The following is a 24,208-nucleotide window of genomic DNA, read 5'->3' on the forward strand; positions in this document are numbered from 1 at the left end:
CCTTAAGAGCGCTGTTTCGCCGCCGCGTCACACGAAGGTGCCGTCTCGTCAGCACGTTGCCTTAAAGGCGCCGTTTCGCCAACGCGTCACCTTAAGGGTGCCGTTTTCCGGCGCGTCACCTTGAGGGTGCCGTTTTCCGGCGCGTCGCCTTAAGGGTGCCGTTTTCCGGCGCGTCGCCTTAAGGGTGCGCCTCAACACCCCCGCGGACCCGGCCCCGTTGACACGGATCGCGGGAACCACGGCGCCCCGCCACCCCCGGCCTCCCCCGCCCAGGTCCCGGCGTATGGCCCAACGCCCCTCCCCCGCGCGTTCCTTGACACGCGGATGCGCCTGCCCACGGTCCGGTCGGGGACTGATGGGCAGGCGCCTCTGCGGTTCCGTACGCCGTTGTACGGACGTCTTTTTTTGGGGGCCCGTCAGACCATGAGGGAGCGGTCCGTCGGGCGGATCGGGGCCGGCAGGTCGCTGGCGCCGGCCAGGAAGCGGTCGCAGCCGCGGGCGGCCGAACGGCCCTCCGCGATCGCCCACACGATGAGCGACTGGCCGCGGCCGGCGTCACCGGCGACGAACACGCCCGGCACATTGGTCTGGAAGTCGGCGTCGCGGGCGACGTTGCCGCGCTCGTCGAGGTCCAGGCCGAACTGCTCGACCAGGCCGTTGTCGCGGTCGGTGCCGGTGAAGCCCATGGCGAGGGTGACCAGTTGGGCCGGGATCTTGCGCTCGGTGCCCGGCTTCGGGGTCAGCTTGCCGTCGATGAACTCGACCTCGGTGAGGTGCAGCCACTGGACGTTGCCGTCCTCGTCGCCCTCGAAGTGGGTGGTCGAGACGGAGTAGACCCGCTCGCCGCCCTCCTCGTGCGCGCTGGTGACCTTGTAGAGCATCGGGAACGTCGGCCACGGCTGCGAGACGGCGTTCCGCTCCTCGCCGGGGCGCGGCATGATCTCCAGCTGCGTGACGGAGGCGGCGCCCTGTCGGTGGGCGGTGCCCACGCAGTCGGCGCCGGTGTCGCCGCCGCCGATGACGACGACGTGCTTGCCCTCGGCCGAGATCGGGGAGGTGACGTAGTCGCCCTCCTGGACCTTGTTCGACAGGGGCAGGTACTCCATCGCCTGGTGGACGCCCTTCAACTCCCGGCCGGGGACGGGGAGATCACGGGCGGTGGTGGCACCGGCGGCGATGACGACGGCGTCGTAGCGCTTCTTGAGGTCGGTCGCCTTGAGGTCGCGGCCGATCTCGACGCCGGTGCGGAAGCGGGTGCCCTCGGCGCGCATCTGCTCGATGCGGCGGTTGATGTGCCGCTTCTCCATCTTGAACTCGGGGATGCCGTACCGCAGCAGGCCGCCGACGCGGTCGGCGCGCTCGTAGACGGCGACCGTGTGACCGGCGCGGGTCAGCTGCTGGGCGGCGGCGAGTCCGGCCGGGCCGGAGCCGATGACGGCGACGGTCTTGCCGGAGAGGCGTTCGGGCACCTGCGGGGCGACGTCACCGGTCTCCCACGCCTTGTCGATGATGGAGACCTCGACGTTCTTGATGGTGACCGGCGGCTGGTTGATGCCGAGCACGCACGCCGACTCGCAGGGCGCGGGGCACAGGCGGCCGGTGAACTCCGGGAAGTTGTTGGTCGCGTGGAGGCGTTCGGAGGCGGCGCCCCAGTCCTCGCGGTAGGCGTAGTCGTTCCACTCGGGGATGAGGTTGCCGAGCGGACAGCCGTTGTGGCAGAAGGGGATGCCGCAGTCCATGCACCGGCTGGCCTGCTTGCTGATGATGGGCAGCAGGGAGCCGGGGACGTAGACCTCGTTCCAGTCCTTCAGGCGTACGTCGACGGGGCGGGAGGTGGCGACCTCGCGGCCGTGGTTGAGGAAGCCCTTCGGGTCAGCCATGGGTCGCCGCCTCCATCATCTTCTCGGTGATCTCGGTCTCGGTGAGACCCGCGCGCTCGGCGGCGTCCTTGGCGGCGAGCACTGCCTTGTACGTGCTGGGGATGATCTTGCTGAAGCGGGCGACGGCGGTGTCCCAGTCGGCGAGCAGCTTCTCGGCGACCGTGGAACCGGTCTCCTCCTGGTGCCGGCGCACCACATCGTGCAGCCACTGCTTGTCGGCGTCGTCCAGTTCCTCGACGGCGTCGGCGTTGCCGGCGTTGACGTGGTCGCGGTCGAGGTCGATCAGGTAGGCGACGCCGCCGGACATGCCGGCCGCGAAGTTGCGCCCGGTCTCGCCGAGGATCACCGCGTGGCCGCCGGTCATGTACTCGCAGCCGTGGTCGCCGACGCCTTCGGAGACGACCAGGGCGCCGGAGTTGCGGACGCAGAAACGTTCGCCGGTGCGGCCGCGCAGGAACAGCTCGCCGCCGGTCGCGCCGTAGGCGATGGTGTTGCCCGCGATGGTGGAGTACTCGGCGAGGTGGTCGGCGCCCCGGTCGGGGCGGACGACGACGCGGCCGCCGGAGAGGCCCTTGCCGACGTAGTCGTTGGCGTCGCCCTCCAGGCGCAGGGTGACGCCGCGAGGGAGGAAGGCGCCGAAGGACTGGCCGGCGGAGCCGGTGAAGGTGACGTCGATGGTGCCGTCGGGCAGACCGGCGCCGCCGAACTTCTTGGTCACCTCGTGGCCGAGCATGGTGCCGACGGTGCGGTTGATGTTGCGGACCTTGACCTGGGCGCGGACCGGCTGGGCCTCGGTGGCGCCGGAGGCGGCGAGGGCGTCGGCGGCGAGCTTGATCAGCTCGTTGTCGAGGGCCTTCTCCAGGCCGTGGTCCTGGGCGATCGTCCGGTGCCGGGCGGCGCCCTCGGGCAGGTCGGGCACGTGGAAGAGGGGGGCCAGGTCGAGGCCCTGGGCCTTCCAGTGGTCGACGGCGCGGGTGACGTCGAGGGCCTCGGCGTGGCCGACGGCCTCCTCTATGGTGCGGAAGCCCAGCTCGGCGAGGATCTCGCGGACCTCTTCGGCGATGAACCTGAAGAAGTTGACGATGTACTCGGCCTTGCCGGCGAAGCGGTCGCGCAGCACCGGGTTCTGGGTGGCGATGCCGACGGGGCAGGTGTCGAGGTGGCAGACGCGCATCATGACGCAGCCGGAGACGACGAGCGGCGCGGTCGCGAAACCGAACTCCTCGGCGCCGAGCAGCGCGGCGATGACGACGTCGCGGCCGGTCTTGAGCTGGCCGTCGGTCTGGACGACGATGCGGTCGCGCAGGCCGTTGAGCAGCAGCGTCTGCTGGGTCTCGGCGAGGCCCAGCTCCCAGGGGCCGCCCGCGTGCTTCAGGGAGGTGAGCGGGGAGGCGCCGGTGCCGCCGTCGTGGCCGGAGATGAGGACGACGTCGGCGTGGGCCTTGGAGACACCGGCGGCGACGGTGCCGACGCCGACCTCGGAGACCAGCTTGACGTGAATGCGCGCCTTCGGGTTGGCGTTCTTCAGGTCGTGGATGAGCTGGGCGAGGTCCTCGATGGAGTAGATGTCGTGGTGCGGCGGCGGGGAGATGAGGCCGACGCCGGGCGTGGAGTGCCGGGTCTTGGCGACCCACGGGTACACCTTGTGGCCGGGCAGTTGGCCGCCCTCGCCGGGCTTGGCGCCCTGGGCCATCTTGATCTGGATGTCGTCGGCGTTGACGAGGTACTCGCTGGTGACTCCGAAGCGGCCGGAGGCGACCTGCTTGATGGCGCTGCGGCGGGCCGGGTCGTAGAGGCGCTCGGGGTCCTCGCCGCCCTCACCGGTGTTGGACTTGCCGCCCAGCTGGTTCATGGCGATGGCGAGGGTCTCGTGGGCCTCCATGGAGATGGAGCCGTACGACATGGCGCCGGTGGAGAAGCGCTTGACGATCTCGGAGACCGGCTCGACCTCCTCGACGGGGATCGCGGGGCGGTCGGAGGTGAAGCCGAACAGGCCGCGCAGCGTCATCAGGCGCTCGGACTGCTCGTTGACCCGGTCGGTGTACTTCTTGAAGATGTCGAAGCGGCCGGTGCGGGTGGAGTGCTGGAGGCGGAAGACCGTCTCCGGGTCGAACAGGTGCGGTTCGCCCTCGCGGCGCCACTGGTACTCGCCGCCGATGTCCAGGGCGCGGTGGGCGGGCGCGATGCCGGTGGCGGGGTAGGCCTTGGCGTGCCGGGCGGCGACCTCCTTGGCGATGACGTCGATGCCGACGCCGCCGATCTTGGTGGCGGTGCCGCTGAAGTACTTCTCGACGAAGGCCTGGTCGAGTCCGACGGCCTCGAAGACCTGGGCGCCCCGGTAGGAGGCGACGGTCGAGATGCCCATCTTGGACATGACCTTCAGGACGCCCTTGCCGAGGGCGTAGATCAGGTTGCGGATGGCCTGCTCGGGTTCGGCGCCGGGCAGGAAGGTGCCGGCGCGGACCAGGTCCTCGACGGTCTCCATGGCCAGGTAGGGGTTGACGGCGGCGGCGCCGAAGCCGATGAGCAGGGCGACGTGGTGGACCTCGCGGACGTCGCCGGCCTCGACCAGGAGGCCCACGTGGGTGCGCTCCTTGGTGCGGATGAGGTGGTGGTGGACGGCCGAGGTGAGCAGCAGCGACGGGATCGGCGCGTGCTCGGCGTCGGAGTGCCGGTCGGACAGGACGATCAGGCGGGCGCCGTTGTCGATGGCCGCGTCGGCCTCGGCGCAGATCTCCTCCAGGCGGGCGGCGAGGGAGTCGCCGCCGCCGGAGACCCGGTACAGGCCGGAGAGGGTCGCGGCCTTGAAGCCGGGCATGTCGCCGTCGGCGTTGATGTGGATGAGCTTGGCCAGCTCGTCGTTGTCGATGACCGGGAACGGCAGCAGGACGCTGCGACAGGACGCGGCGCTCGGGTCGAGGAGGTTGCCCTGCGGGCCGAGTGAGGAGCGCAGCGAGGTGACGAGTTCTTCGCGGATGGCGTCCAGCGGCGGGTTGGTGACCTGCGCGAACAGCTGTGTGAAGTAGTCGAAGAGCAGGCGCGGGCGCTCGGAGAGGGCGGCGATGGGCGAGTCGGTGCCCATGGAGCCGATCGGCTCGGCGGCCGACTTGGCCATCGGGGCGAGGATGACGCGGAGTTCTTCCTCGGTGTAGCCGAAGGTCTGCTGGCGGCGGGTGACCGAGGCGTGGGTGTGGACGATGTGCTCGCGCTCGGGCAGGTCGCTCAGCTCGATCTCGCCGGCCTCGACCCATTCCGCGTAGGGGGCCTCGGTGGCGAGCTGCTCCTTGATCTCGTCGTCCTCGATGATGCGGTGCTCGGCGGTGTCGACGAGGAACATGCGGCCGGGCTGGAGGCGGCCCTTGCGGACGACCTTGGCGGGGTCGATGTCGAGGACGCCGACCTCGGAGCCGAGGACGACGAGGCCGTCGTCGGTGACCCAGTAGCGGCCGGGGCGCAGGCCGTTGCGGTCGAGGACCGCGCCGACCTGGGTGCCGTCGGTGAAGGTGACGCAGGCGGGGCCGTCCCACGGTTCCATCATGGTGGCGTGGAACTGGTAGAAGGCGCGCCGGGTGGCGTCCATGGAGGCGTGGTTCTCCCAGGCCTCCGGGATCATCATGAGCACGGAGTGCGGCAGCGAACGGCCGCCGAGGTGCAGGAGTTCGAGGACCTCGTCGAAGGACGCGGAGTCGGAGGCGTCCGGCGTGCAGAGCGGGAAGATCCGCTCCAGGTCGCCCTGGCCGAACAGTTCGGAGCCGAGCTGGGACTCGCGGGCGCGCATCCAGTTGCGGTTGCCCTTGACGGTGTTGATCTCACCGTTGTGCGCGACGAACCGGTACGGGTGCGCGAGCGGCCACGAGGGGAAGGTGTTGGTGGAGAACCGGGAGTGCACGAGCGCGATCGCGGAGGCGAAGCGGCGGTCGGACAGGTCCGGGAAGAAGGGTTCCAGCTGGCCGGTGGTCAGCATGCCCTTGTACACGATCGTGCGCGCCGACAACGACGGGAAGTAGACGTCGGCCTCGCGTTCGGCGCGCTTGCGCAGCACGAACGCCTTGCGGTCGAGGGCGATGCCGGTGGCGGTGCCGTCGGCGACGAAGATCTGCCGGAAGGCGGGCATCGTCGAGCGGGCGGTGGCGCCGAGGAGTTCGGGGGCGACCGGGACGTCGCGCCAGCCGAGGACGGTGAGGCCCTCCTCGGCGGCGATCGTCTCGATCTGTGAGACGGCGTCGGCGGTGGCGTCGGGCGGCAGGAAGGCGATGCCGACGGCGTAGGAGCCCGCCTCGGGCAGTTCGAATTCGGCCACCTGACGGAAGAAGGCGTCGGGCACCTGGGAGAGGATGCCGGCGCCGTCGCCCGAGTCCGGCTCGGAGCCGGTGGCGCCGCGGTGCTCAAGGTTGCGCAGCACGGTCAGGGCCTGGTCGACCAGGGTGTGGCTGGCCTCGCCGGTGAGGGTGGCCACGAATCCGACGCCGCATGCGTCGCGCTCGTTACGGGGGTCGTACATACCCTGCGCAGCAGGGCGAGCATCCATGAAGGACCAGTTCTGGCCATTCCCGGAATGCTGGGACGGCTGGCGCGGCGTACGCATCGGCTCTCCCGTCGTCGTCTCAAGTGGCATGCAGATTGCCGAGGGACGACGTTGGCCCTCTGCTGAGTGCAAAATTTCGTGCAGGTTACATGATGGAGCGGTGCTCGGGAAGTGGGATACCGCGTACCAACATGCGGACGCCGGAGCCGACGGCTGGGGATACGTCGCCGGACAGCTGAAAAGCTCGGGGTCGGGGGGATCGAGGGGGACGAGATCGGTCAGATCGGTGTCCATCGACCCGGGGGGCGAGAGAAGCGTCGTCGCCCGTCCCGCGGATGCGCGGCGGGCTCCCTTGCTCGCAGCGCTTACGGCTCATGCCCGCTGGTTAAGCGTTCGAAACCAGGGGGTAACGGCTACTTATGCGAGCCCCCGCATAAGTAGCGGCCGAGCTATCCTACGGCCGCCCCGAACAGGCTGCCCAGGGTGTAGGTCACACCGGCCGCCGCACCGCCCAGGGCGAGCTGCCTGAGCCCCGATCAGGGGCGTGGGGCTGTATCGATGTGCGGCTCCGCCGCGTGGGCGCGACCAGCCCCCACGGCGCCGCACCCGACCACGACCCTCCCCAGCCCCCGGCCACACACAGCGAGGGCGCCCGGGATATCCCGGGCGCCCTCGCTGTGCTGGAACCGACGTCAGCTCTTCTCGGCCGACTCCACCCCAGACTTCGTGGTCGTGTACTCCGCCGCCTCGGGCTTCCCGCCCTCAGACTTCTCGCCCTCGGGCTTCTTGCCCGGCTCGGCATCCTCGACGCCCTCGGGTTCCTTGCCCGGCTCGGCATCGTCGGGTTCCTTGCCCGGCTCGGCGCCCGAGCCGCCCGCCTCGTTCCCCTCCCCGGAGGAACCGCCGGCCGCATCCTCCGCAGCCCCCGGCTCGACCATCTCCTCACGGCCGGGCCGCTTCTTCGACGACACGACGAGGTAGAGAACCGCGAGCAGGAAGACGATCATCGCCGTCCAGTCGTTCAGCCGCAGCCCGAGGATGTGGTGGGCGTCGTCCACCCGCAGATACTCGATCCACGCCCGGCCCACGCAGTACGCGGCGACATACAGCGCGAACGCCCTGCCGTGCCCGAACTTGAAACGCCGGTCGGCCCACAGGACGAGGAAGGCGACGCCGACACACCACAGCGACTCGTAGAGGAACGTCGGCTGGTAGTACCCGGGCACCCGGCCGTCCGCCGAGGACGTGATGTGCAGCGCCCAGGGGACGTGGGTCTCCTTGCCGTACAGCTCCTGGTTGAACCAGTTGCCCCAGCGGCCGATGGCCTGCGCGAGGGCGATGCCGGGGGCGATGGCGTCGGCGTACGCGGGCAGCGGGATGCCCCGGCGGCGACAGCCGATCCAGGCACCCACCGCGCCGAGGGCGATCGCGCCCCAGATACCGAGGCCGCCCTCCCACACCTTGAAGGCGTCCACCCAGTCACGGCCCTCGCTGAAATACAGCTCGTAGTCCGTGATCACGTGGTAGAGGCGGCCGCCGACCAGGCCGAACGGCACGGCCCAGACCGCGATGTCGGCCACCGTGCCGGTCCGTCCGCCGCGGGCGATCCAGCGTTTGTTGCCGAGCCAGACCGCGACGAAGACGCCGATGATGATGCAGAACGCGTAGCCACGCAGCGGGATGGGGCCGAGGTACAGCACCCCGCGCGACGGGCTGGGAATGTAGGCAAGTTCCATGGCGGATACGACGCTACCGTGCCGGGCGGGGCCTACGACGGGCGGCCCGGCTACGGGTCCATAACGGGGACGTGAGAATCCGCTTACCCCTGGGCGGCCTTCTCCACCATCAGCTTCAGCTTGGCCGGGGTCATCGACTGGTCCGCGTAGATGTTCGTGCCGTTCAGCAGGACGGTCGGCGTGCCGCTGAACCCGCCTTTCCCGAACGCCTCGTTGGACTTCGCGACCCAGCTGTTGTGGGTGCCGTCCTTGACGCAGCTGCGGAACGTCTCGGTGTCGAGGCCCTTGACCTTGCCGGCCAGCTCGATCAGCTTGCCGGTCCTGGCGTAGGCGTCGTCGGTCTCCGCGGGCTGGTTCTCGTACAGGACGTCGTGGTAGGGGCGGAACTTCCCGGCGTCCTGGGCGCAGGCCGCCGCGTTGGCCGCGGTGCGCGAACCGGTGCCGCGGAGATTGCCGTCGATGAGGGTGACCAGGTGGTACTGGGCCTGGAGCTGCCCGGCGTCGATCAGCTCGTGGATCACCGGCCGGTAGGTCGTCTCGAAGCCCTTGCAGGCCGGGCAGCGGAAGTCCTCCCACACGGTGAGCGTCGACTTGGCGCCCTCCTTGCCGACCGGGATCGCGAGGCCGTCCTTGCCCTGGGCCCCGGAGGGGGCGACGGCGGGGCCTGCGGACGCGCTGCCGTCGTCCTTGCCCGCGTTCGCCGCGACCACGCCGATCACCGCCGCGAGGGCCAGCACGCACACGACGCTGGCACCGACGACCAGTGTGCGCCGCCGCTTCTCCGACGACTTCTGCTTCTCCCGCTCGACCGCCAGCCGCTCGCGGGCGGTGCGCTTTCCGTCACGATTCTTCTCGCTCACACCCCCAGAACGAACCGGGGAGGCGCTGAGCGCCTCCCCGGTCCGAGGTCCACCCGTTCGAGTGACCGAATGTTCTGAAGATACGGAACCGACCACCCTCAAGAGTGAGCCAGCCCGTCCGTGCGGGCGAGCCCAACCCGGTCGGCCAACTCGGTCGGCCCAACCCGGTCGGCCCGGTCCTGTGAGGTGGGCCGAGCCGGTCCCGGCGGCTGGGTCAGGCCTGTCGGCGTACGCCCTTGGCCAGTTCACCGGCGAGTGCGCGGACCGCCTCGACACCGGCCGCGTCGTCGGGCGCGTCCAGCATCCGCTTGACGAAGGCCGAGCCGACGATCACACCGTCGGCGAAGCCGGCCACCTCGGCGGCCTGGGCCGCGTCGGAGACGCCGAGGCCGACGCAGACCGGCAGTGCGGTACCGGTGCCCCGAGTCCGTTCCACCAGGTCCTGGGCCTGCGCGCCGACGGAGGCGCGGGTGCCGGTGACGCCCATCAGGGACGCCGCGTAGACGAAGCCGCTGCCCGCCGCGGTGATCTCGGCGAGCCGCGCGTCCTTGCTGCTGGGGGCGACGACGAAGACGGTGGCGAGCCCGTGCTTCTCGGCGTGCTCCCGCCACAGTCCGGCCTCCTGCACCGGCAGGTCGGGCAGGATGCAGCCCGCGCCGCCCGCCTCGGCCAGCTCCGCGGTGAACCGCTCGACGCCGTACCGGTCGATCGGGTTCCAGTACGTCATGACCAGGATCGGCTTGCCGGTCGCCTCGTGCGCCTCGCGGACCGTCCGCATCACGTCCGCGATCTTGACGCCGCCGCGCAGGGCGATGTCGTCGGCGGTCTGGATGACGGGACCGTCCAGGACGGGGTCGCTGTGCGGCAGGCCCACCTCGACGACGTCGGCGCCGCCGTCCAGCGCGGCCTTGATCGCCTCGATGCCGCCGTCCACGGTCGGGAACCCGGCGGGCAGGTAGGCGATGAGCGCGGCGCGCCCCTCGGACTTGGCGGTGGCGAGGGTGTCGCCCAACAGCCGGATGTTGCCGCTCACTTGGCGTCCCCCTCGATCTCGGCGGTGGCCGTCGCGTCGGCGGCGACCTCGGCGTCGGTGTCGTACAGGCCGAAGTAACGGGCGGCGGTGTCCATGTCCTTGTCGCCGCGCCCGGACAGGTTGACGACGATCAGACCGTCCTCGCCCAGTTCTCTGCCGACCTCCAGGGCACCGGCCAGGGCGTGGGCGCTCTCGATGGCCGGGATGATGCCCTCGGTGCGCGACAGCAGGCGCAGGGCCTGCATGGCGGCGTCGTCGGTGACCGCGCGGTACTCGCCGCGTCCCGAGTCCTTGAGGTAGGAGTGCTCGGGCCCGATGCCGGGGTAGTCGAGACCGGCCGAGATCGAGTACGGCTCGGTGATCTGGCCCTCCTCGTCCTGGAGGACGTAGGAACGGGAGCCGTGCAGGATGCCGGGCTCGCCCGCGGTGAGGGTCGCCGCGTGCTCGCCGGTCTCGATGCCGTGCCCGGCGGGTTCGCAGCCGATCAGGCGGACGTCGGCGTCCGGGATGAACGCGTGGAACAGGCCGATGGCGTTGGAGCCGCCGCCCACACAGGCGATCGCGGCGTCGGGCAGCCGGCCGGCGCGCTCCAGGATCTGGCGGCGGGCCTCGACACCGATGACCCGGTGGAAGTCGCGGACCATGGCCGGGAAGGGGTGCGGTCCCGCGACGGTGCCGAACAGGTAGTGGGTGCGGTCGACGTTGGCGACCCAGTCGCGGAACGCCTCGTTGATGGCGTCCTTGAGGGTGCGGCTGCCGGACTTCACGGCGATGACCTCGGCGCCCAGCATGCGCATGCGGGCGACGTTGAGGGCCTGGCGCTGGGTGTCGATCTCGCCCATGTAGATGGTGCAGTCGAGCCCGAACAGCGCGCAGGCGGTCGCGGTCGCCACGCCGTGCTGTCCGGCGCCGGTCTCCGCGATGACCCGGGTCTTGCCCATCCGCTTGGTCAGCAGGGCCTGCCCGAGCACGTTGTTGATCTTGTGGGAGCCGGTGTGGTTGAGGTCCTCGCGCTTGAGGAAGACCCGGGCGCCACCGGCGTGTTCGGCGAACCTGCGCACCTCGGTGAGGGAGCTGGGGCGGCCGGTGTAGTGGACGAGCAGATCGTCCAGTTCCCGGGCGAACTCGGGGTCGTGCTTGGCCTTGTCGTACTCGACGGCGACCTCGTCGACGGCGGCGACCAGCGCCTCCGGGATGAACTTGCCGCCGAACGCGCCGAAGTAGCCCTCCGCGCTGGGGACGTGGCCGTCGGGGTCGGGAATGAAGAACTCGCTGGGCATGCGGAAACCTCACGGTGGGTGTGTGAAGGACACGGAACGCCGTGGGAGCGGGGAAGGTGTGTGGCGGCCGACAGCAGCTGTGCCGTACCGACGCGGCCGGGCCGCGTGTCTCAGAGCTGCCCCGCGCCCCTGGTCGGCCGGTGCCATCGCATGCCGTTGACCTGGCCCGGCTCGTCCCCGATGACGTAGCGGACCCGCCGGCCGTGCACCCGGCGGGCGGGCGCACGGCAGCCCCGGGGGCGGCAGCCGCGCGCGAGGCGGGCGTACCGGTCCGGGGCGGGGATCGTCGCGGTCATCGTCGTTCAGCCTATCGGGTGATCAGCTGCGGCCGTGCCGGATCGCCGGGTGCTCGCCCGCAGCCACCAGGTCGGCGACGGCCGTCTTCGGGTCGCGGCCGGTGACCAGGGATTCACCGACCAGAACGGCGTCGGCGCCGGCGTTGGCGTAGGCGATGAGGTCGTGCGGGCCGCGGACGCCGGACTCGGCGATCTTGACGAGGGTGTCGGGGATCTCGGGGGCGACGCGCTCGAACGTGCCCCGGTCGACCTCCAGGGTCTTCAGGTTGCGGGCGTTGACGCCGATGACCTGGGCGCCCGCGTCGACCGCGCGCTCGACCTCGTCCTCGTCGTGGACCTCGACGATCGGGGTGAGACCGATGGACACGGCGCGCTCGATGAGGGACTCCAGGGCGGGCTGCTCCAGGGCGGCCACGATCAGCAGCGCGAGGTCGGCGCCGTAGGCGCGGGCCTCCCACAGCTGGTAGGAGGTGACGATGAAGTCCTTGCGCAGCACGGGGATGTCGACACGCGCGCGGACGGCTTCGAGGTCGGCCAGCGAACCGCCGAAGCGGCGCTGCTCGGTGAGGACGGAGATGACGGCCGCGCCGCCCGCCTCGTAGTCGGCGGCGAGTCCGGCGGGGTCGGCGATCGTGGCCAGCGCGCCCTTGGAGGGGCTGGAGCGCTTGACCTCACAGATCACCTTGACGCCCTCGCCGCGCAGGGCGGCCACGCCGTCCTTGGCCGCGGGGGCCTTCGCCGCGCGTGCCTTCAGCTCGTCGAGGCTGACGCGCGCCTGCCGCTCCGCGAGGTCGGCACGGACTCCGTCGATGATCTCGTCGAGCACACTCACGCGAGCGGCCCCCTTCCAGACGGTTCGGCATTTCCGGCGACGGGTGGTAACCGGTGGTCACGGTGATGGTATCCGCAGGACGGCGTAGGCCCCGCATCCGGTTGACGGCGGTCCCACTACCTGGACGTCCCCGGATTGTTCAAGGATGCAGCCAGCCACCGAACGGCAGGTTCCGGACAACCGTGAAGACCAGCAGCAACGCGCCCAGTGTCCACAGGAGCGCCGGGCGTGGCGCGAGCCGGGCCGGACGGCCGCGCGCGGTCCGTACCACCCATACGGTCCACAGCACGGCGAACGCCAGGTAGCCGAGGACGGCGGGCGCGTTGTCGTGGAGGGCGGCGAGGAGGTCGCCGTGCGCGACGGCGTGCGCGCTGCGCAGTCCGCCGCAGCCGGGGCAGTACAGGCCGGTGACCTGGTAGAGCGGGCAGACCGGGTAGTGGCCGGGCTGGTTGGGGTCCACGGTCCCGACGTAGGCGAAGGCCGCGCCGACCGCGCCGAGCACCCCGAGGGGCACGCCGAGCCGGGAGGCGACGGTCGTGTCGCGCGGCCCGCTGTCGACATCCACGTCCCGCATTCTGCCCCGGGCGCTGCCGGAACGCGCTCTGGGGCGGCCCGGAGCGACCGGACCGCCCCAGGGGCGTGAGGTGGTGCGGGGCGTCAGCTCTTGGCGTCGGCCGCCACGTGGGCGACCTGGTGGCTGGTGGCCTTGGGCTGGCCGAGGCCCATCGCCCGCATGATCATGCCGACGATGCCGCCGAGGATCACGACCGCCATACCGGCCCAGAACCCCACGGGCTGCGCCATGACCATGAAGGCGCCCGAGATGCAGAAACCGATGAAGGCGATGGTGACACCGGTCCAGGCGGCCGGGGTGTGTCCGTGGCTGCTGCCCGCCATGACTTGCTCCTCATTGCAGTAAACGTTGCTGAGCCGAACGCTCCCCCACATCATCCCGCACCCCCACCCCCCAGCACCCCGGGGGTCACCCGCAAGCCCATCCAGGGGGGGCACCGACCCATCCCACGCCCACAGCAGCGCCCGTCAGACACCCGAGCAACTGCCCCACACCCACAGCAGCGCCCCGTCAGGGACCCGAGGATCTACCCAACGCTCACGGCAGCGCCCCGAAAGGGGCGCGGGGAACTGCGCGACAAGCCACGACGGACCGGCACGGGCCCACGCACCCCCACCACCCTCCCCCTGCCATCAGGGGCGCGGGGAACGGCGCAAAACCCTCAACGCCCCCGGGACCAGCTACCCAAGACCAGCCACCCCGCACCGGGCACGTGCACCCGGCACCGCAACCGGCACCCGGCACCGCACCCGGCACCCGGCACCCGGCACCGAAGCTGCTAAGCCCCGGTAGGGTCCTCGCCCCGATCCAGCGCCTTCCACATGTCCTCGGGCCGGTCCGGGTCGACCCGGACAACCGAACGCCTCCCCCGAGGCGCCCCATCCCGCTCGTACCGCCCGGACATCGCCGGCCACAACCGCCCGTACCGCAACGCCAACAACCCGGCCACGAGCAACAACCCACCCCCGACGGCCGCGGCATACGGCCACCCGGTGTGCGACAGCGCATGCACCGTCGCCGACGTGTCCCCCGCAGCCTGCGCCGCCTGCTCATCGAGCGCGGAACTGTCGGACGCCCCCACCAGCGCGGCGGCGATCGTGCCCGCCCCGGACAGCGCCAGCAGCCCCGAGACGAGGAACCGCCCGGCGCGGCGGACGGCGAAGACGGCGACGAGCGCGGCGAGTCCGACCACGGCGAGGGCGGCCGGGACGCCGGTGACGTCGCTGCCCTTCGCGGTGAGCGGGAACACGCCGCCGGCCACCGTCGCGGTGCCTTCGGACCAGCGCTGCCGGGTGGACAGCAGGGCGACGGCCGCGCCCAGCGCACCGCACAGCAGGGCCAGCGCGAGACTCCGGCGGCCGGACCGCGCGGGTCCGGCGGCTTCGGAACGGGGGTTCGGAACAGCAGTCACGTACTCCACTATCGCCTGAACCCCGGGCGCACCGATACCCGGGGCTCCGTGAAGCGCCGCCTACCGCCCGAGCCGGTTGGCCGTGTGGACGGCACGCAGCACCGCCGCCGCCTTGTTGCGGCACTCCTGGTCCTCGGCGACCGGGTCGGAGTCGGCGACGATCCCGGCGCCCGCCTGGACGTGCGCGGTGCCGTCGCGCAGCAGGGCGGTGCGGATGGCGATGGCGGTGTCGGAGTCGCCCGCGAAGTCGAGGTAGCCGACGCAGCCGCCGTACAACCCCCTTCGGGAGGGCTCCAGTTCGTCGATGATCTGCATCGCGCGGGGCTTGGGCGCGCCGGAGAGGGTGCCGGCCGGGAAGCAGGCGGTGAGGACGTCGAACGCGGTGCGCCCCGCCGCGACGCGTCCGGTGACCGTCGACACGATGTGCATGACGTGCGAGTACCGCTCGACGGACATGAAGTCGACGACCTCGACGGAGCCGGGTTCGCAGACCCGCCCGAGGTCGTTGCGCCCGAGGTCGACGAGCATCAGGTGCTCGGCGCGCTCCTTGGGGTCGGCGAGCAGTTCGTCGGCGAGGGCCTGGTCCTCCTGCGGGGTGGCGCCGCGGTGCCGGGTGCCGGCGATGGGGTGGACCATGGCCCGCCCGTCCTCGACCTTGACGAGCGCCTCGGGGGACGAGCCGACGACGTCGAAGCCGTCGAAGCGGAACAGGTACATGTACGGCGACGGGTTGGTCGCCCGCAGCACCCGGTAGACGTCCAACGCGCTGGCCGTGCACGGCGTTTCGAAGCGCTGCGAGGGGACGACCTGGAAGGCCTCGCCGGCGCGGATGCGTTCCTTGATGTCCTCGACGGCGGCCATGAAGTCGGGGCCGCCCCACCGGGCGGTGTACTCGGGCAGCTCGGAGGGCGGCAGGACGGCGGGCGGCTGGGCGACCGGGCGGGTGAGGTCGGCCTGCATCGCGTCGAGCCGGGCCACCGCGTCCGCGTACGCCTCGTCGACGCCGGTGTCGAGGTCGTTGTGGTTGATCGCGTTGGCGATCAGCAGGACGGAGCCCTCCCAGTGGTCCATCACGGCGAGGTCGCTGGTGAGGAGCATGGTCAGCTCGGGCAGCTGGAGGTCGTCGCGTTCGCCGGGGCCGATCTTCTCCAGGCGGCGGACGATGTCGTAGCCGAGGTAGCCGACCATGCCGCCGGTGAAGGGCGGCAGGCCCTCCTGGTGCGGGGTGTGCAGGGTCTCGATGGTGGCGCGCAGGGCGGCGAGGGGGTCCCCGTCGACCGGGACGCCGACGGGCGGGGTGCCGAGCCAGTGGGCCTGTCCGTCGCGGGCGGTGAGGGTGGCGGCGCTGCGGACGCCGACGAAGGAGTAGCGGGACCATCGAAAAGCCGTGCGGCCGTTCTCCGCGGACTCCAGGAGGAAGGTGCCGGGGCGCTCGGCGGCGAGCTTGCGGTAGAGCGCGACCGGGGTGTCGCCGTCGGCGAGGAGCTTGCGGGTGACCGGGATGACCCGTCGGTCGGTGGCCAGCTTGCGGAACGTCTCAAGATCCATGGCGGCTGACCTTACTGATCCGTGGCGGGGGCGCTGCCGACGCCGCCGCCCTTGAGGAGCACGTCGGCGTCGAAGCAGGTGCGGTCGCCGGTGTGGCAGGCGGCGCCGACCTGGTCGACCTTGACGAGGACGGTGTCGGCGTCGCAGTCCAGGGCGACGGACTTGACGTGCTGGACGTGGCCGGAGGTGTCGCCCTTGACCCAGTATTCGCGGCGGCTGCGGGACCAGTAGGTGCAGCGGCCCGTCGTCAGGGTGCGGTGCAGCGCCTCGTCGTCCATCCAGCCGAGCATGAGCACCTCACCGGTGTCGTACTGCTGGGCGATGGCGGGGACGAGCCCGTCGGCGCTGCGTCTGAGACGGGCGGCGATCTCGGGGTCGAGGCTGCTGGGCGGGGGCGTGCTGGTCATGGGTGCCATTGTGCCGCGCCGCACTGACAGTCGGGCCACCGTCCACTGGGCGGACCGTCCCGGCGGTCGTAGGCTGGCTCCATGTCGACCTTCGCCAGGCGTGAACGGCTTCTGTTCGCCGATCTCTTGGAAACCGCGGGTCCGGACGCCCCGACTCTCTGCGAGGGCTGGCTGACCCGGGATCTCGCGGCGCACGTGGTGGTGCGGGAACGCCGTCCCGATGCCGCAGGCGGCATCCTGATCAAGCAGCTCGCCTCTCGGCTCGACCGGGTGATGGCGGAGTTCGCGGCGAAGCCGTACGAGGAGCTGCTCCAGCTGATCAGGAGCGGTCCGCCGCGTTTCTCGCCGTTCTCGCTGAAGCAGGTCGACGAGTTGTCGAACACGGTCGAGTTCTATGTGCACACCGAGGACATCCGCCGCGCCGAGCCGAACTGGGCGCCCCGCGAGCTGGACCCGGTGTTCGAGGACGCCCTCTGGTCCCGCCTGGACCGCTCCGCCCGCATGATGGGCCGCAACGCCCCGACCGGCCTGGTCCTCCGCCGCCCCGACGGCCAAACGACAGTCGCCCACCGAGGCACCCCGGTGGTGACGGCCACAGGCCAGCCCTCAGAACTGCTCCTGTTCACCACCGGCCGCCAAAAAGCAGCAACGGTAGCCCTGACCGGCGACGAAGAAGCCATCACCACCCTCCACACCACCACCCAACTAGGCCTCTAACCCCAGCCAACGCCCCACCAACACCACCAAGGGACACGGGGAACTGCGCAACCAGCCACAACGGCGCCGCACCCGCCCACCAACCCCAAGCGGGCACAACCAGCACCCCCGCCCAAACAAACCAACAGCCCGGCAACGCCGCCAAGGGGCGCGGGGAACTGCGCGACCAGCCCCCACCGGCCCGCACCCGACCACCAACCCCCAAGGGCACAACCAGCACCCCCAAGCAGACAACCAACAGCCCGACAACGCCGCTCAGGGGCGCGAGGAACTGCGCAACCAGCCACAACGGCGCCGCACCCGAACAACAACCGCACCTCCCAGCGAGGCGTCAGCCCGACGTTGAGTGGTCCCACGAAGCCGAGGTCGCTGAGGGCGATGGCCAGCAGCAAGGGGGCGAGCACCCGGTGCCGTCGGACATAGCCGAGCCCGTCGCGCAGCTCACGCCAGGCGCCGGGGCGGGCGCCACCGGCTCCGGGCGCCGTCGGCAACACCCGTGTCCGCACCGCAAGCAGCAGCGGAAGCGACACCGCGATCAACGCACCGGCCAGGGCGAACGCCGCCGACGCGCCGCCGAGCGCCACGGCCAGGCCCCCGAGCGGGGCGCCGACGACGCTGGCGCAGCGGATCGCGAGGCCCCGCATGCCCTGCACGCGCGCGAGCTGGTCGTGGGTCGTCAGGCGCGCGGGAAGAGCGCCCACGGCGGGCAGGAACACCGCGTCGACGGTGCCGAAGACCAGGGCGAGCAGGGCCAGCGGCCACAGCCCGGGGCTGGTCGAGAAGAGCAGGGCGGCGACCGTGAGGACGGCCGCGCAGCGCACGGCGTCGCTGACGATGACGACCCGGCGCGGCCCGAACCGGTCGGCGACGACTCCACCGCCCAGCATGAGCAGCGCGCGCGGGACGGCGCTCACCGTCATGACCAGGCCGGCCTGTGCGGGGGTGCCGGACTGGACGGCGGCCCAGGACAGGGCGAGGTAGTAGACGCTGTCGCCGACCATGGACGAGGTGTAGGCGGCCACCCAGCGCAGCACGTTGGGGTCACGGTGGGCCGGTCCGGCGGCGACCGGGGCCGGGGCCGGGGGTATGAGGGCGCCGGTCGAGGGCCCGACGGGTTCGGACACCGTTGCCGTTCCTTTCGAGGAACTCCGAGAATGTAAGTCCCGGCCACCAGGTGACCGGGACTTACATCGAGCCAAGAAGAGCGGCGTGAGACATCGCGCCCCAAGAAGACGCGATACAGGAACGCGCGTCCCCAAGAGGACGCCCCCCGACGGCGTGGCCCGCAAGCGGACCCGTCAATCGGGACGTCGCGGCGTCACCGTACCGGGTGGCCCGCTTCCCGCAGGGTCTGCTTGACCTCGCCGATCCGCAGGTCACCGAAGTGGAAGACGGACGCGGCGAGTACGGCGTCCGCTCCGGCGGTGACGGCGGGCGGGAAGTCGGTGAGGCGGCCGGCGCCACCGGAGGCGATCACCGGAACCGTCACATGCGTGCGGACGGCGGCGATCATCTCCAGGTCGTAGCCGTCCTTGGTGCCGTCGGCGTCCATGGAGTTGAGGAGGATCTCGCCCGCGCCCAGCTCCGCCGCCCGGTGCGCCCACTCGACGGCGTCGATGCCGGTGCCCTTGCGGCCGCCGTGGGTGGTGACCTCGAAGGAGCCGGACTCCGTGCGGCGGGCGTCGACCGAGAGGACCAGGACCTGGCGGCCGAAGCGTTCGGCGATCTCGCGGATGAGGTCGGGCCGGGCGATGGCCGCCGTGTTGACGCCCACCTTGTCGGCGCCGGCCCGCAGCAGCTTGTCGACGTCGTCGGCGGCCCGGACCCCGCCGCCGACGGTGAGCGGGATGAACACCTGCTCGGCGGTGCGGCGGACCACGTCGTAGGTGGTCTCGCGGTTGCCGGAGGACGCGGTGATGTCGAGGAACGTCAGTTCGTCGGCGCCCTCCGCGTCGTACACCTTGGCCATCTCGACGGGGTCGCCCGCGTCGCGCAGGTTCTGGAAGTTGACGCCCTTGACGACCCGGCCGTTGTCGACGTCCAGGCAGGGGATCACGCGTACGGCGAGGGTCATGCGGGCCTCCCGGACGTGTCGGAGCGGTACGCCTCGACCTCGACCTCGACGACCAGGCTGGGGTCCACGAAGCCGGAGACGATGATCATCGAGGCGGCCGGCCGGATCGCGTCGAACAGTTCCTTGTGCGCGCGGCCCACCTCGTCGACGTCCCGGGCGTGAGTGAGGTACATGCGGGTGCGCACCACGTCGGCGGGGCCAAGACCGAGCTGGTCCAGGGCGGCGAAGGCGACGTTGAAGGAGTTGACGGCCTGCTCGTAGGGGCCGCCGCCGGTGATCTCGCCGTCGACGATCGAGGTGCACCCGGAGACCAGCACCAGCCCGGTGGGGAGTTCCACCGCGCGGGAGTAGCCGAAGGCGTCCTCCCAGGGGGCGCCGGTCCGCACGCGTCGTACGTCAGTCACCCGGACACCGCCTCCAGAGCCTCTTCCAGCGTGAACGCCTTCGCGTACAGGGCCTTCCCGACGATGGAGCCCTCGACACCGAGGGGTACCAGTTCGGCGATGGCGCGGAGGTCGTCGAGGGACGACACGCCGCCGGATGCCACGACCGGCCGTTCGGTGGCGGCGCAGACGTTCTTCAGCAGCTCCAGGTTGGGGCCCTGGAGGGTGCCGTCCTTGGCGATGTCGGTGACGACGTAGCGGGCGCAGCCCTCGGCGTCGAGGCGCGCCAGCGTCTCGTAGAGGTCGCCGCCGTCGCGGGTCCAGCCGCGGCCGCGCAGGGTGGTGCCCCGGACGTCGAGGCCGACGGCGATCCGGTCGCCGTGCCGGGCGATGACGTCGGCGACCCACTCGGGGGTCTCCAGGGCGGCGGTGCCGAGGTTGACGCGGGTGCAGCCGGTGGCGAGGGCGGCGGCGAGGGTGTCGTCGTCGCGGATGCCGCCGGACAGCTCGACCTTGATGTCCATGGCGGAGGCGACCTCGGCGATCAGGGCCCGGTTGTCGCCGGTGCCGAACGCGGCGTCCAGGTCGACCAGGTGGAGCCACTCGGCGCCCGCGCGCTGCCAGGCGAGGGCCGCTTCGAGCGGGGAGCCGTAGGAGGTCTCGGTGCCGGACTCGCCGTGCACGAGCCGGACGGCCTGGCCGTCGCGGACGTCGACGGCGGGGAGGAGTTCGAGCTTCGAAGCCATCAGAGGGTTCCGATCCAGTTGTTCAGCAGCTGTGCGCCGGCGTCGCCGGACTTCTCGGGGTGGAACTGGGTGGCCCACAGGGCGCCGTTCTCGACGGCGGCGACGAACGGTTCGCCGTGGGTGGTCCAGGCGACCCGGGGCGGCCGCAGATGCGGGTTGTGGTCCTCGAACGTCCAGTCCTGAACGGCGTAGGAGTGCACGAAGTAGTAGCGCGCGTCCGCGTCGAGGCCGGCGAACAGCTCGGAGTCGGCCGGTGCCGACACGGTGTTCCAGCCCATGTGCGGGACGACGTCGGCCTTGAGGGGCTCGACGGAGCCGGGCCACTCGTCGAGGCCCTCGGTCTCGACGCCGTGTTCGATGCCACGGGCGAAGAGGATCTGCATGCCGACGCAGATGCCGAGGACCGGGCGGCCGCCGGCCAGGCGGCGGCCGACGACCCAGTCGCCGCGCGCTTCCTTGAGGCCGCGCATGCAGGAGGCGAAGGCGCCGACGCCGGGCACCAGCAGGCCGTCGGCGTTCATCGCCCGGTCGAAGTCACGGGTGATCTCGACGTCGGCGCCCGCGCGGGCCAGGGCGCGTTCGGCGGAGCGGACGTTGCCGAAGCCGTAGTCGAAGACGACGACCTTCCTGGCGGGGCTCAATTCCACACCTCCAGCCGCAGGACGCCCGCGCACAGGCACATCGCGGCGCCGATCGACAGCAGCACGATGAGGCTCTTGGGCATCTGCTGCTTGACGAAGGAGATGATCCCGCCGATGAGGAAGAGCCCCACGACGATGAGGATGGTGGAGAGTCCGGTCATGGCTACAGGGCGCCCTTCGTGGAGGGCAGGATGCCGGCCGCGCGCGGGTCGCGCTCGGAGGCGTAGCGCAGGGCGCGGGCGAGCGCCTTGAACTGGCACTCCACGATGTGGTGGGCGTTGCGGCCGTACGGCACGTGCACGTGCAGGGCGATCTGGGCCTGGGCGACGAAGGACTCCAGGATGTGCCGGGTCATCGTGGTGTCGTACTCGCCGATCATCGGCGCCATGTTCTCGGGCTCGGTGTGCACGAGGTAGGGGCGGCCGGAGAGGTCGACGGTGACCTGGGCGAGGGACTCGTCGAGGGGGACCGTGCAGTTGCCGAAGCGGTAGATGCCGACCTTGTCGCCGAGGGCCTGCTTGAAGGCGGCGCCGAGGGCGAGGGCGGTGTCCTCGATGGTGTGGTGGGAGTCGATGTGCAGGTCGCCCTCGGTCTTCACGGTGAGGTCGAACAGGCCGTGCCGGCCGAGCTGGTCGAGCATGTGGTCCCAGAAGCCGACGCCGGTCGACACGTCGACCTTTCCGGTGCCGTCGAGGTCGATCTCGACGAGTACGGACGTCTCCTTGGTGACTCGCTCCACGCGTCCTGTGCGGTTCATGCGCTGTGCTCCTCTTTCTTCAGTTCACGTACCGCGTCGAGGAACGCGTCGTTCTCCTGCGGGGTTCCGGCGCTGACCCGCAGCCAGCCGGGGATGCCGTTGTCGCGGACCAGGACGCCCCGGTCGAGGATGCGCTGCCAGGCCGCGTGTGAGCCGGCCGCGCCGTCGAAGCGGCCGAACTGCACGAAGTTCGCGTCGGACTCGACGACGTCGTAGCCGAGGGTGCGCAGTTCGGTGACGAGCCGGTCGCGCTCGGACTTCAGCTGCTCGACGTAGCCCAGCAGGGTGTCGGTGTGTTCCAGGGCGGCGAGCGCGGTGGCCTGGGTGACGGCCGAGAGGTGGTAGGGCAGCCGCACCAGCTGGACGGCGTCGACGACGGCGGGGTGCGCGGCGAGGTAGCCCAGGCGCAGTCCGGCCGCGCCGAACGCCTTCGACATGGTGCGCGAGACGACGAGGTGCGGGCGGCCTTCGAGGAGCGGCAGCAGCGAGGCGCCGTGGCTGAACTCGACGTAGGCCTCGTCGAGGACGACCATCGACGGCTTCGCGGCCTGCGCGGCCTCGTAGAGGGCGAGGACGGTTTCGCGCGGGACGGCGGTGCCGGTGGGGTTGTTGGGGGTGGTGATGAAGACGACGTCGGGCCGGTGCGCGGCGATGGCGGCCTCGGCGGCGGCGACGTCGATGGTGAAGTCGTCGTCGCGCGGCCCGGAGATCCAGCCGGTGCCGGTACCGCGGGCGATGAGGGAGTGCATCGAGTACGACGGTTCGAAGCCGAGGGCCGTGCGGCCGGGTCCGCCGAAGGTCTGGAGGAGCTGCTGGATGACCTCGTTGGAGCCGTTGGCCGCCCATACGTTGGCGAGGGAGACCTCGTGGGCCCCGGTGTCGGTGAGGTAGCCGGCGAGCGCGGTGCGCAGGGCGACGGCGTCGCGGTCGGGGTAGCGGTTGAGGTCCCGGGCCGCTTCCCGTACCCGCTCGGCGATCCGCTCGACGAGCGCGTCGGGCAGCGGGTAGGGGTTCTCGTTGGTGTTCAGCCGTACGGGGACGTCCAGTTGGGGCGCGCCGTAGGGGGACTTGCCGCGCAGCTCGTCCCGTACGGGGAGGTCGTCGATTCCGAAACTCACTTGTTCGCCGGTACCTTCCAGCCGAATCGTGCCTTGATCGCCGCGCCGTGCGCGGGCAGGTCCTCCGCCTCCGCGAGCGTGACCACGTGGTGCGCGACGTCGGCCAGCGCGTCCCGCGAGTAGTCGACGAGGTGGATGCCGCGCAGGAACGACTGCACGGACAGTCCCGAGGAGTGGCAGGCGCAGCCGCCGGTGGGCAGGACGTGGTTGGAGCCGGCCGCGTAGTCGCCGAGGGAGACGGGCGAGTAGGGGCCGACGAAGACGGCGCCCGCGTTCCTGACCCGGTCCGCGACGGCGGCGGCGTCGGCGGTCTGGATCTCCAGGTGCTCGGCGCCGTACGCGTCGACGACGGTGAGGCCTGCGTCGATGCCATCGACGAGGACGATCGCGGACTGCTTTCCGGCCAAAGCCGGGACGATCCGGTCCTCGATGTGCTTGGTGGCCGCGACCTGCGGTTCCAGCTCCTTGGCCACCGCGTCCGCGAGGGCGACGGAGTCGGTGACCAGGACGGCGGCGGCGAGCGGGTCGTGCTCGGCCTGGCTGATGAGGTCGGCGGCGACGTGCACCGGGTCGGCGGTGTCGTCGGCGAGGACGGCGATCTCGGTCGGTCCGGCCTCGGTGTCGATGCCGATCCTGCCGGTGAAGTAGCGCTTGGCGGCGGCGACCCAGATGTTGCCGGGCCCGGTGACCATGGTGGCGGGCGGGCAGGACTCGGTGCCGTAGGCGAACATCGCGACGGCGGTGGCGCCGCCGGCCGCGTACACCTCGTCGACGCCGAGGAGCGCGCACGCGGCGAGGATCGTCGGGTGCGGCAGGCCGCCGAAGTCGGCCTGGGGCGGGGAGGCGAGGGCGATGGAGGCGACGCCGGCCTCCTGGGCCGGGACGACGTTCATGACGACGGAGGACGGGTACACCGAACGGCCGCCGGGCGCGTAGAGGCCGACGCGGTCGACGGGCACCCACTTCTCGGTGACCGTGCCGCCGGGCACGACCTGGGTGGTGTGGTCGGCGCGGCGCTGGGCGCGGTGGACGAGCCGGGCGCGCCGGATGGACTCCTCCAGGGCCGCGCGGACGGCGGGGTCGAGGTCGGCGAGGGCCTTCTCCAGGGCCTCGGCGGGCACCCTCACCTGCTCCAGCCGGACGCCGTCGAACCGTTGCGCGAACTCGATCAGCGCCGCGTCGCCCCGATGATGCACGTCCTCGCAGATGGGCCGCACCTTCTCCAAGGCGGCCTGTACGTCGAAGTCGGCTCGGGGCAGCAGGGCGCGCAGGGCGGGGCCCTCGGGAAGGGCGTCGCCGCGCAGATCGATTCGGGAGATCACAGGCCCAATTCTCTCAGACTGAGATCGGGCGTCGTTCGCGCGTATCAATGGCTGATACACACCCCTGC

The 24,208-nt window shown here is 71.4% G+C and carries 23 protein-coding genes; 1 reads left to right on the forward strand and 22 read right to left on the reverse strand.

Going from position 1 to position 24,208, the window contains the following annotated elements; all coding sequences use genetic code 11:
- Positions 1-416 precede the first annotated feature (416 nt).
- The 13 genes from ACIQOU_RS32615 to hisI form a co-directional block, all read right to left on the reverse strand.
- Positions 417-1,880: a glutamate synthase subunit beta gene (locus ACIQOU_RS32615; protein WP_401542800.1), complete on the reverse strand. Its 1,464-nt coding sequence runs from the start codon at positions 1,878-1,880 to the stop codon at positions 417-419.
- Positions 1,873-6,465, reverse strand: a complete 4,593-nt coding sequence (gene gltB, locus ACIQOU_RS32620) for a glutamate synthase large subunit (RefSeq protein ID WP_401542802.1) — start codon at positions 6,463-6,465, stop codon at positions 1,873-1,875. Before gltB ends, ACIQOU_RS32615 begins: the two co-directional genes overlap by 8 nt.
- A 632-nt stretch (positions 6,466-7,097) precedes the next feature.
- Complete coding sequence (gene lgt, locus ACIQOU_RS32625; RefSeq protein ID WP_401542805.1) at positions 7,098-8,141, reverse strand: prolipoprotein diacylglyceryl transferase; 1,044 nt, start codon at positions 8,139-8,141, stop codon at positions 7,098-7,100.
- A gap of 83 nt (positions 8,142-8,224) precedes the next feature.
- Positions 8,225-9,001, reverse strand: coding sequence for a DsbA family protein (locus tag ACIQOU_RS32630; protein WP_401542808.1), 777 nt, complete (start codon positions 8,999-9,001; stop codon positions 8,225-8,227).
- A gap of 214 nt (positions 9,002-9,215) precedes the next feature.
- A complete protein-coding gene (gene trpA / locus ACIQOU_RS32635) occupies positions 9,216-10,034 on the reverse strand; it encodes a tryptophan synthase subunit alpha (protein ID WP_401542811.1) in 819 nt (272 codons plus the stop codon).
- Positions 10,031-11,314 carry a tryptophan synthase subunit beta gene (gene trpB / locus ACIQOU_RS32640; RefSeq protein ID WP_401542813.1) on the reverse strand — a complete coding sequence of 428 codons (1,284 nt, stop codon included), beginning with the start codon at positions 11,312-11,314 and terminating at the stop codon, positions 10,031-10,033. The genes trpA and trpB overlap by 4 nt, the downstream gene beginning before the upstream one ends.
- A gap of 110 nt (positions 11,315-11,424) precedes the next feature.
- Positions 11,425-11,610, reverse strand: a complete 186-nt coding sequence (trpM, locus tag ACIQOU_RS32645; RefSeq protein WP_401542816.1) for a tryptophan biosynthesis modulator TrpM — start codon at positions 11,608-11,610, stop codon at positions 11,425-11,427.
- Positions 11,611-11,632: 22 nt separating this feature from the next.
- Positions 11,633-12,442: an indole-3-glycerol phosphate synthase TrpC gene (trpC, locus tag ACIQOU_RS32650; protein ID WP_401542819.1), complete on the reverse strand. Its 810-nt coding sequence runs from the start codon at positions 12,440-12,442 to the stop codon at positions 11,633-11,635.
- 139 nt (positions 12,443-12,581) lie between these two features.
- On the reverse strand, positions 12,582-13,016 hold the full coding sequence (locus ACIQOU_RS32655; protein WP_401542822.1) for a DUF2752 domain-containing protein: 435 nt from the start codon (positions 13,014-13,016) through the stop codon (positions 12,582-12,584).
- 83 nt (positions 13,017-13,099) lie between these two features.
- Positions 13,100-13,339, reverse strand: coding sequence for an HGxxPAAW family protein (locus ACIQOU_RS32660; RefSeq protein WP_401542825.1), 240 nt, complete (start codon positions 13,337-13,339; stop codon positions 13,100-13,102).
- 455 nt (positions 13,340-13,794) lie between these two features.
- The gene (locus tag ACIQOU_RS32665) at positions 13,795-14,436 is read right to left on the reverse strand and encodes a TIGR02234 family membrane protein (RefSeq protein ID WP_401542828.1); all 642 of its coding nucleotides are present in this window, start codon (positions 14,434-14,436) and stop codon (positions 13,795-13,797) included.
- Positions 14,437-14,487: 51 nt separating this feature from the next.
- Positions 14,488-15,975 (reverse strand): anthranilate synthase component I, encoded by a 1,488-nt coding sequence (locus tag ACIQOU_RS32670; RefSeq protein ID WP_401542831.1) that lies wholly within the window; start codon positions 15,973-15,975, stop codon positions 14,488-14,490.
- Positions 15,976-15,986: 11 nt separating this feature from the next.
- Positions 15,987-16,382 carry a phosphoribosyl-AMP cyclohydrolase gene (hisI, locus tag ACIQOU_RS32675; protein ID WP_401542833.1) on the reverse strand — a complete coding sequence of 132 codons (396 nt, stop codon included), beginning with the start codon at positions 16,380-16,382 and terminating at the stop codon, positions 15,987-15,989.
- 81 nt (positions 16,383-16,463) lie between these two features.
- Here hisI and ACIQOU_RS32680 point away from each other — a divergent pair, with 81 nt between their 5' ends.
- Positions 16,464-17,099, forward strand: coding sequence for a TIGR03085 family metal-binding protein (locus ACIQOU_RS32680; protein ID WP_401542835.1), 636 nt, complete (start codon positions 16,464-16,466; stop codon positions 17,097-17,099).
- On the opposite strand, the gene ACIQOU_RS32685 is transcribed toward ACIQOU_RS32680, so the two are convergent.
- The 9 genes from ACIQOU_RS32685 to hisD all read right to left on the reverse strand — a co-directional run bounded on the left by ACIQOU_RS32685 (position 17,096) and on the right by hisD (position 24,140).
- Entirely contained in the window at positions 17,096-18,223 is a 1,128-nt protein-coding gene (locus ACIQOU_RS32685; protein WP_401542837.1) for an MFS transporter, read from the reverse strand. The two genes, ACIQOU_RS32680 and ACIQOU_RS32685, sit on opposite strands and share 4 nt — an antisense overlap.
- Before the next feature lie 194 nt (positions 18,224-18,417).
- Positions 18,418-19,173 carry an imidazole glycerol phosphate synthase subunit HisF gene (gene hisF / locus ACIQOU_RS32690; protein ID WP_401542839.1) on the reverse strand — a complete coding sequence of 252 codons (756 nt, stop codon included), beginning with the start codon at positions 19,171-19,173 and terminating at the stop codon, positions 18,418-18,420.
- A complete protein-coding gene (locus ACIQOU_RS32695) occupies positions 19,170-19,577 on the reverse strand; it encodes a RidA family protein (protein WP_401542842.1) in 408 nt (135 codons plus the stop codon). Before ACIQOU_RS32695 ends, hisF begins: the two co-directional genes overlap by 4 nt.
- Positions 19,574-20,302, reverse strand: a complete 729-nt coding sequence (priA, locus tag ACIQOU_RS32700) for a bifunctional 1-(5-phosphoribosyl)-5-((5-phosphoribosylamino)methylideneamino)imidazole-4-carboxamide isomerase/phosphoribosylanthranilate isomerase PriA (RefSeq protein WP_401542845.1) — start codon at positions 20,300-20,302, stop codon at positions 19,574-19,576. Before priA ends, ACIQOU_RS32695 begins: the two co-directional genes overlap by 4 nt.
- Entirely contained in the window at positions 20,302-20,949 is a 648-nt protein-coding gene (gene hisH / locus ACIQOU_RS32705; RefSeq protein ID WP_401542847.1) for an imidazole glycerol phosphate synthase subunit HisH, read from the reverse strand. The genes priA and hisH overlap by 1 nt, the downstream gene beginning before the upstream one ends.
- A complete protein-coding gene (locus tag ACIQOU_RS32710; protein WP_401542849.1) occupies positions 20,940-21,104 on the reverse strand; it encodes a hypothetical protein in 165 nt (54 codons plus the stop codon). Before ACIQOU_RS32710 ends, hisH begins: the two co-directional genes overlap by 10 nt.
- Positions 21,105-21,106: 2 nt before the next feature.
- Positions 21,107-21,700, reverse strand: a complete 594-nt coding sequence (hisB, locus tag ACIQOU_RS32715; protein WP_401542852.1) for an imidazoleglycerol-phosphate dehydratase HisB — start codon at positions 21,698-21,700, stop codon at positions 21,107-21,109.
- Complete coding sequence (locus ACIQOU_RS32720; protein WP_401542855.1) at positions 21,697-22,818, reverse strand: histidinol-phosphate transaminase; 1,122 nt, start codon at positions 22,816-22,818, stop codon at positions 21,697-21,699. The genes hisB and ACIQOU_RS32720 overlap by 4 nt, the downstream gene beginning before the upstream one ends.
- Positions 22,815-24,140, reverse strand: a complete 1,326-nt coding sequence (hisD, locus tag ACIQOU_RS32725) for a histidinol dehydrogenase (RefSeq protein WP_401542858.1) — start codon at positions 24,138-24,140, stop codon at positions 22,815-22,817. Before hisD ends, ACIQOU_RS32720 begins: the two co-directional genes overlap by 4 nt.
- Positions 24,141-24,208: the final 68 nt, after the last annotated feature.

The sequence above is a fragment of the Streptomyces sp. NPDC091279 genome, assembly GCF_044757465.1.
GTDB lineage: Bacteria > Actinomycetota > Actinomycetes > Streptomycetales > Streptomycetaceae > Streptomyces.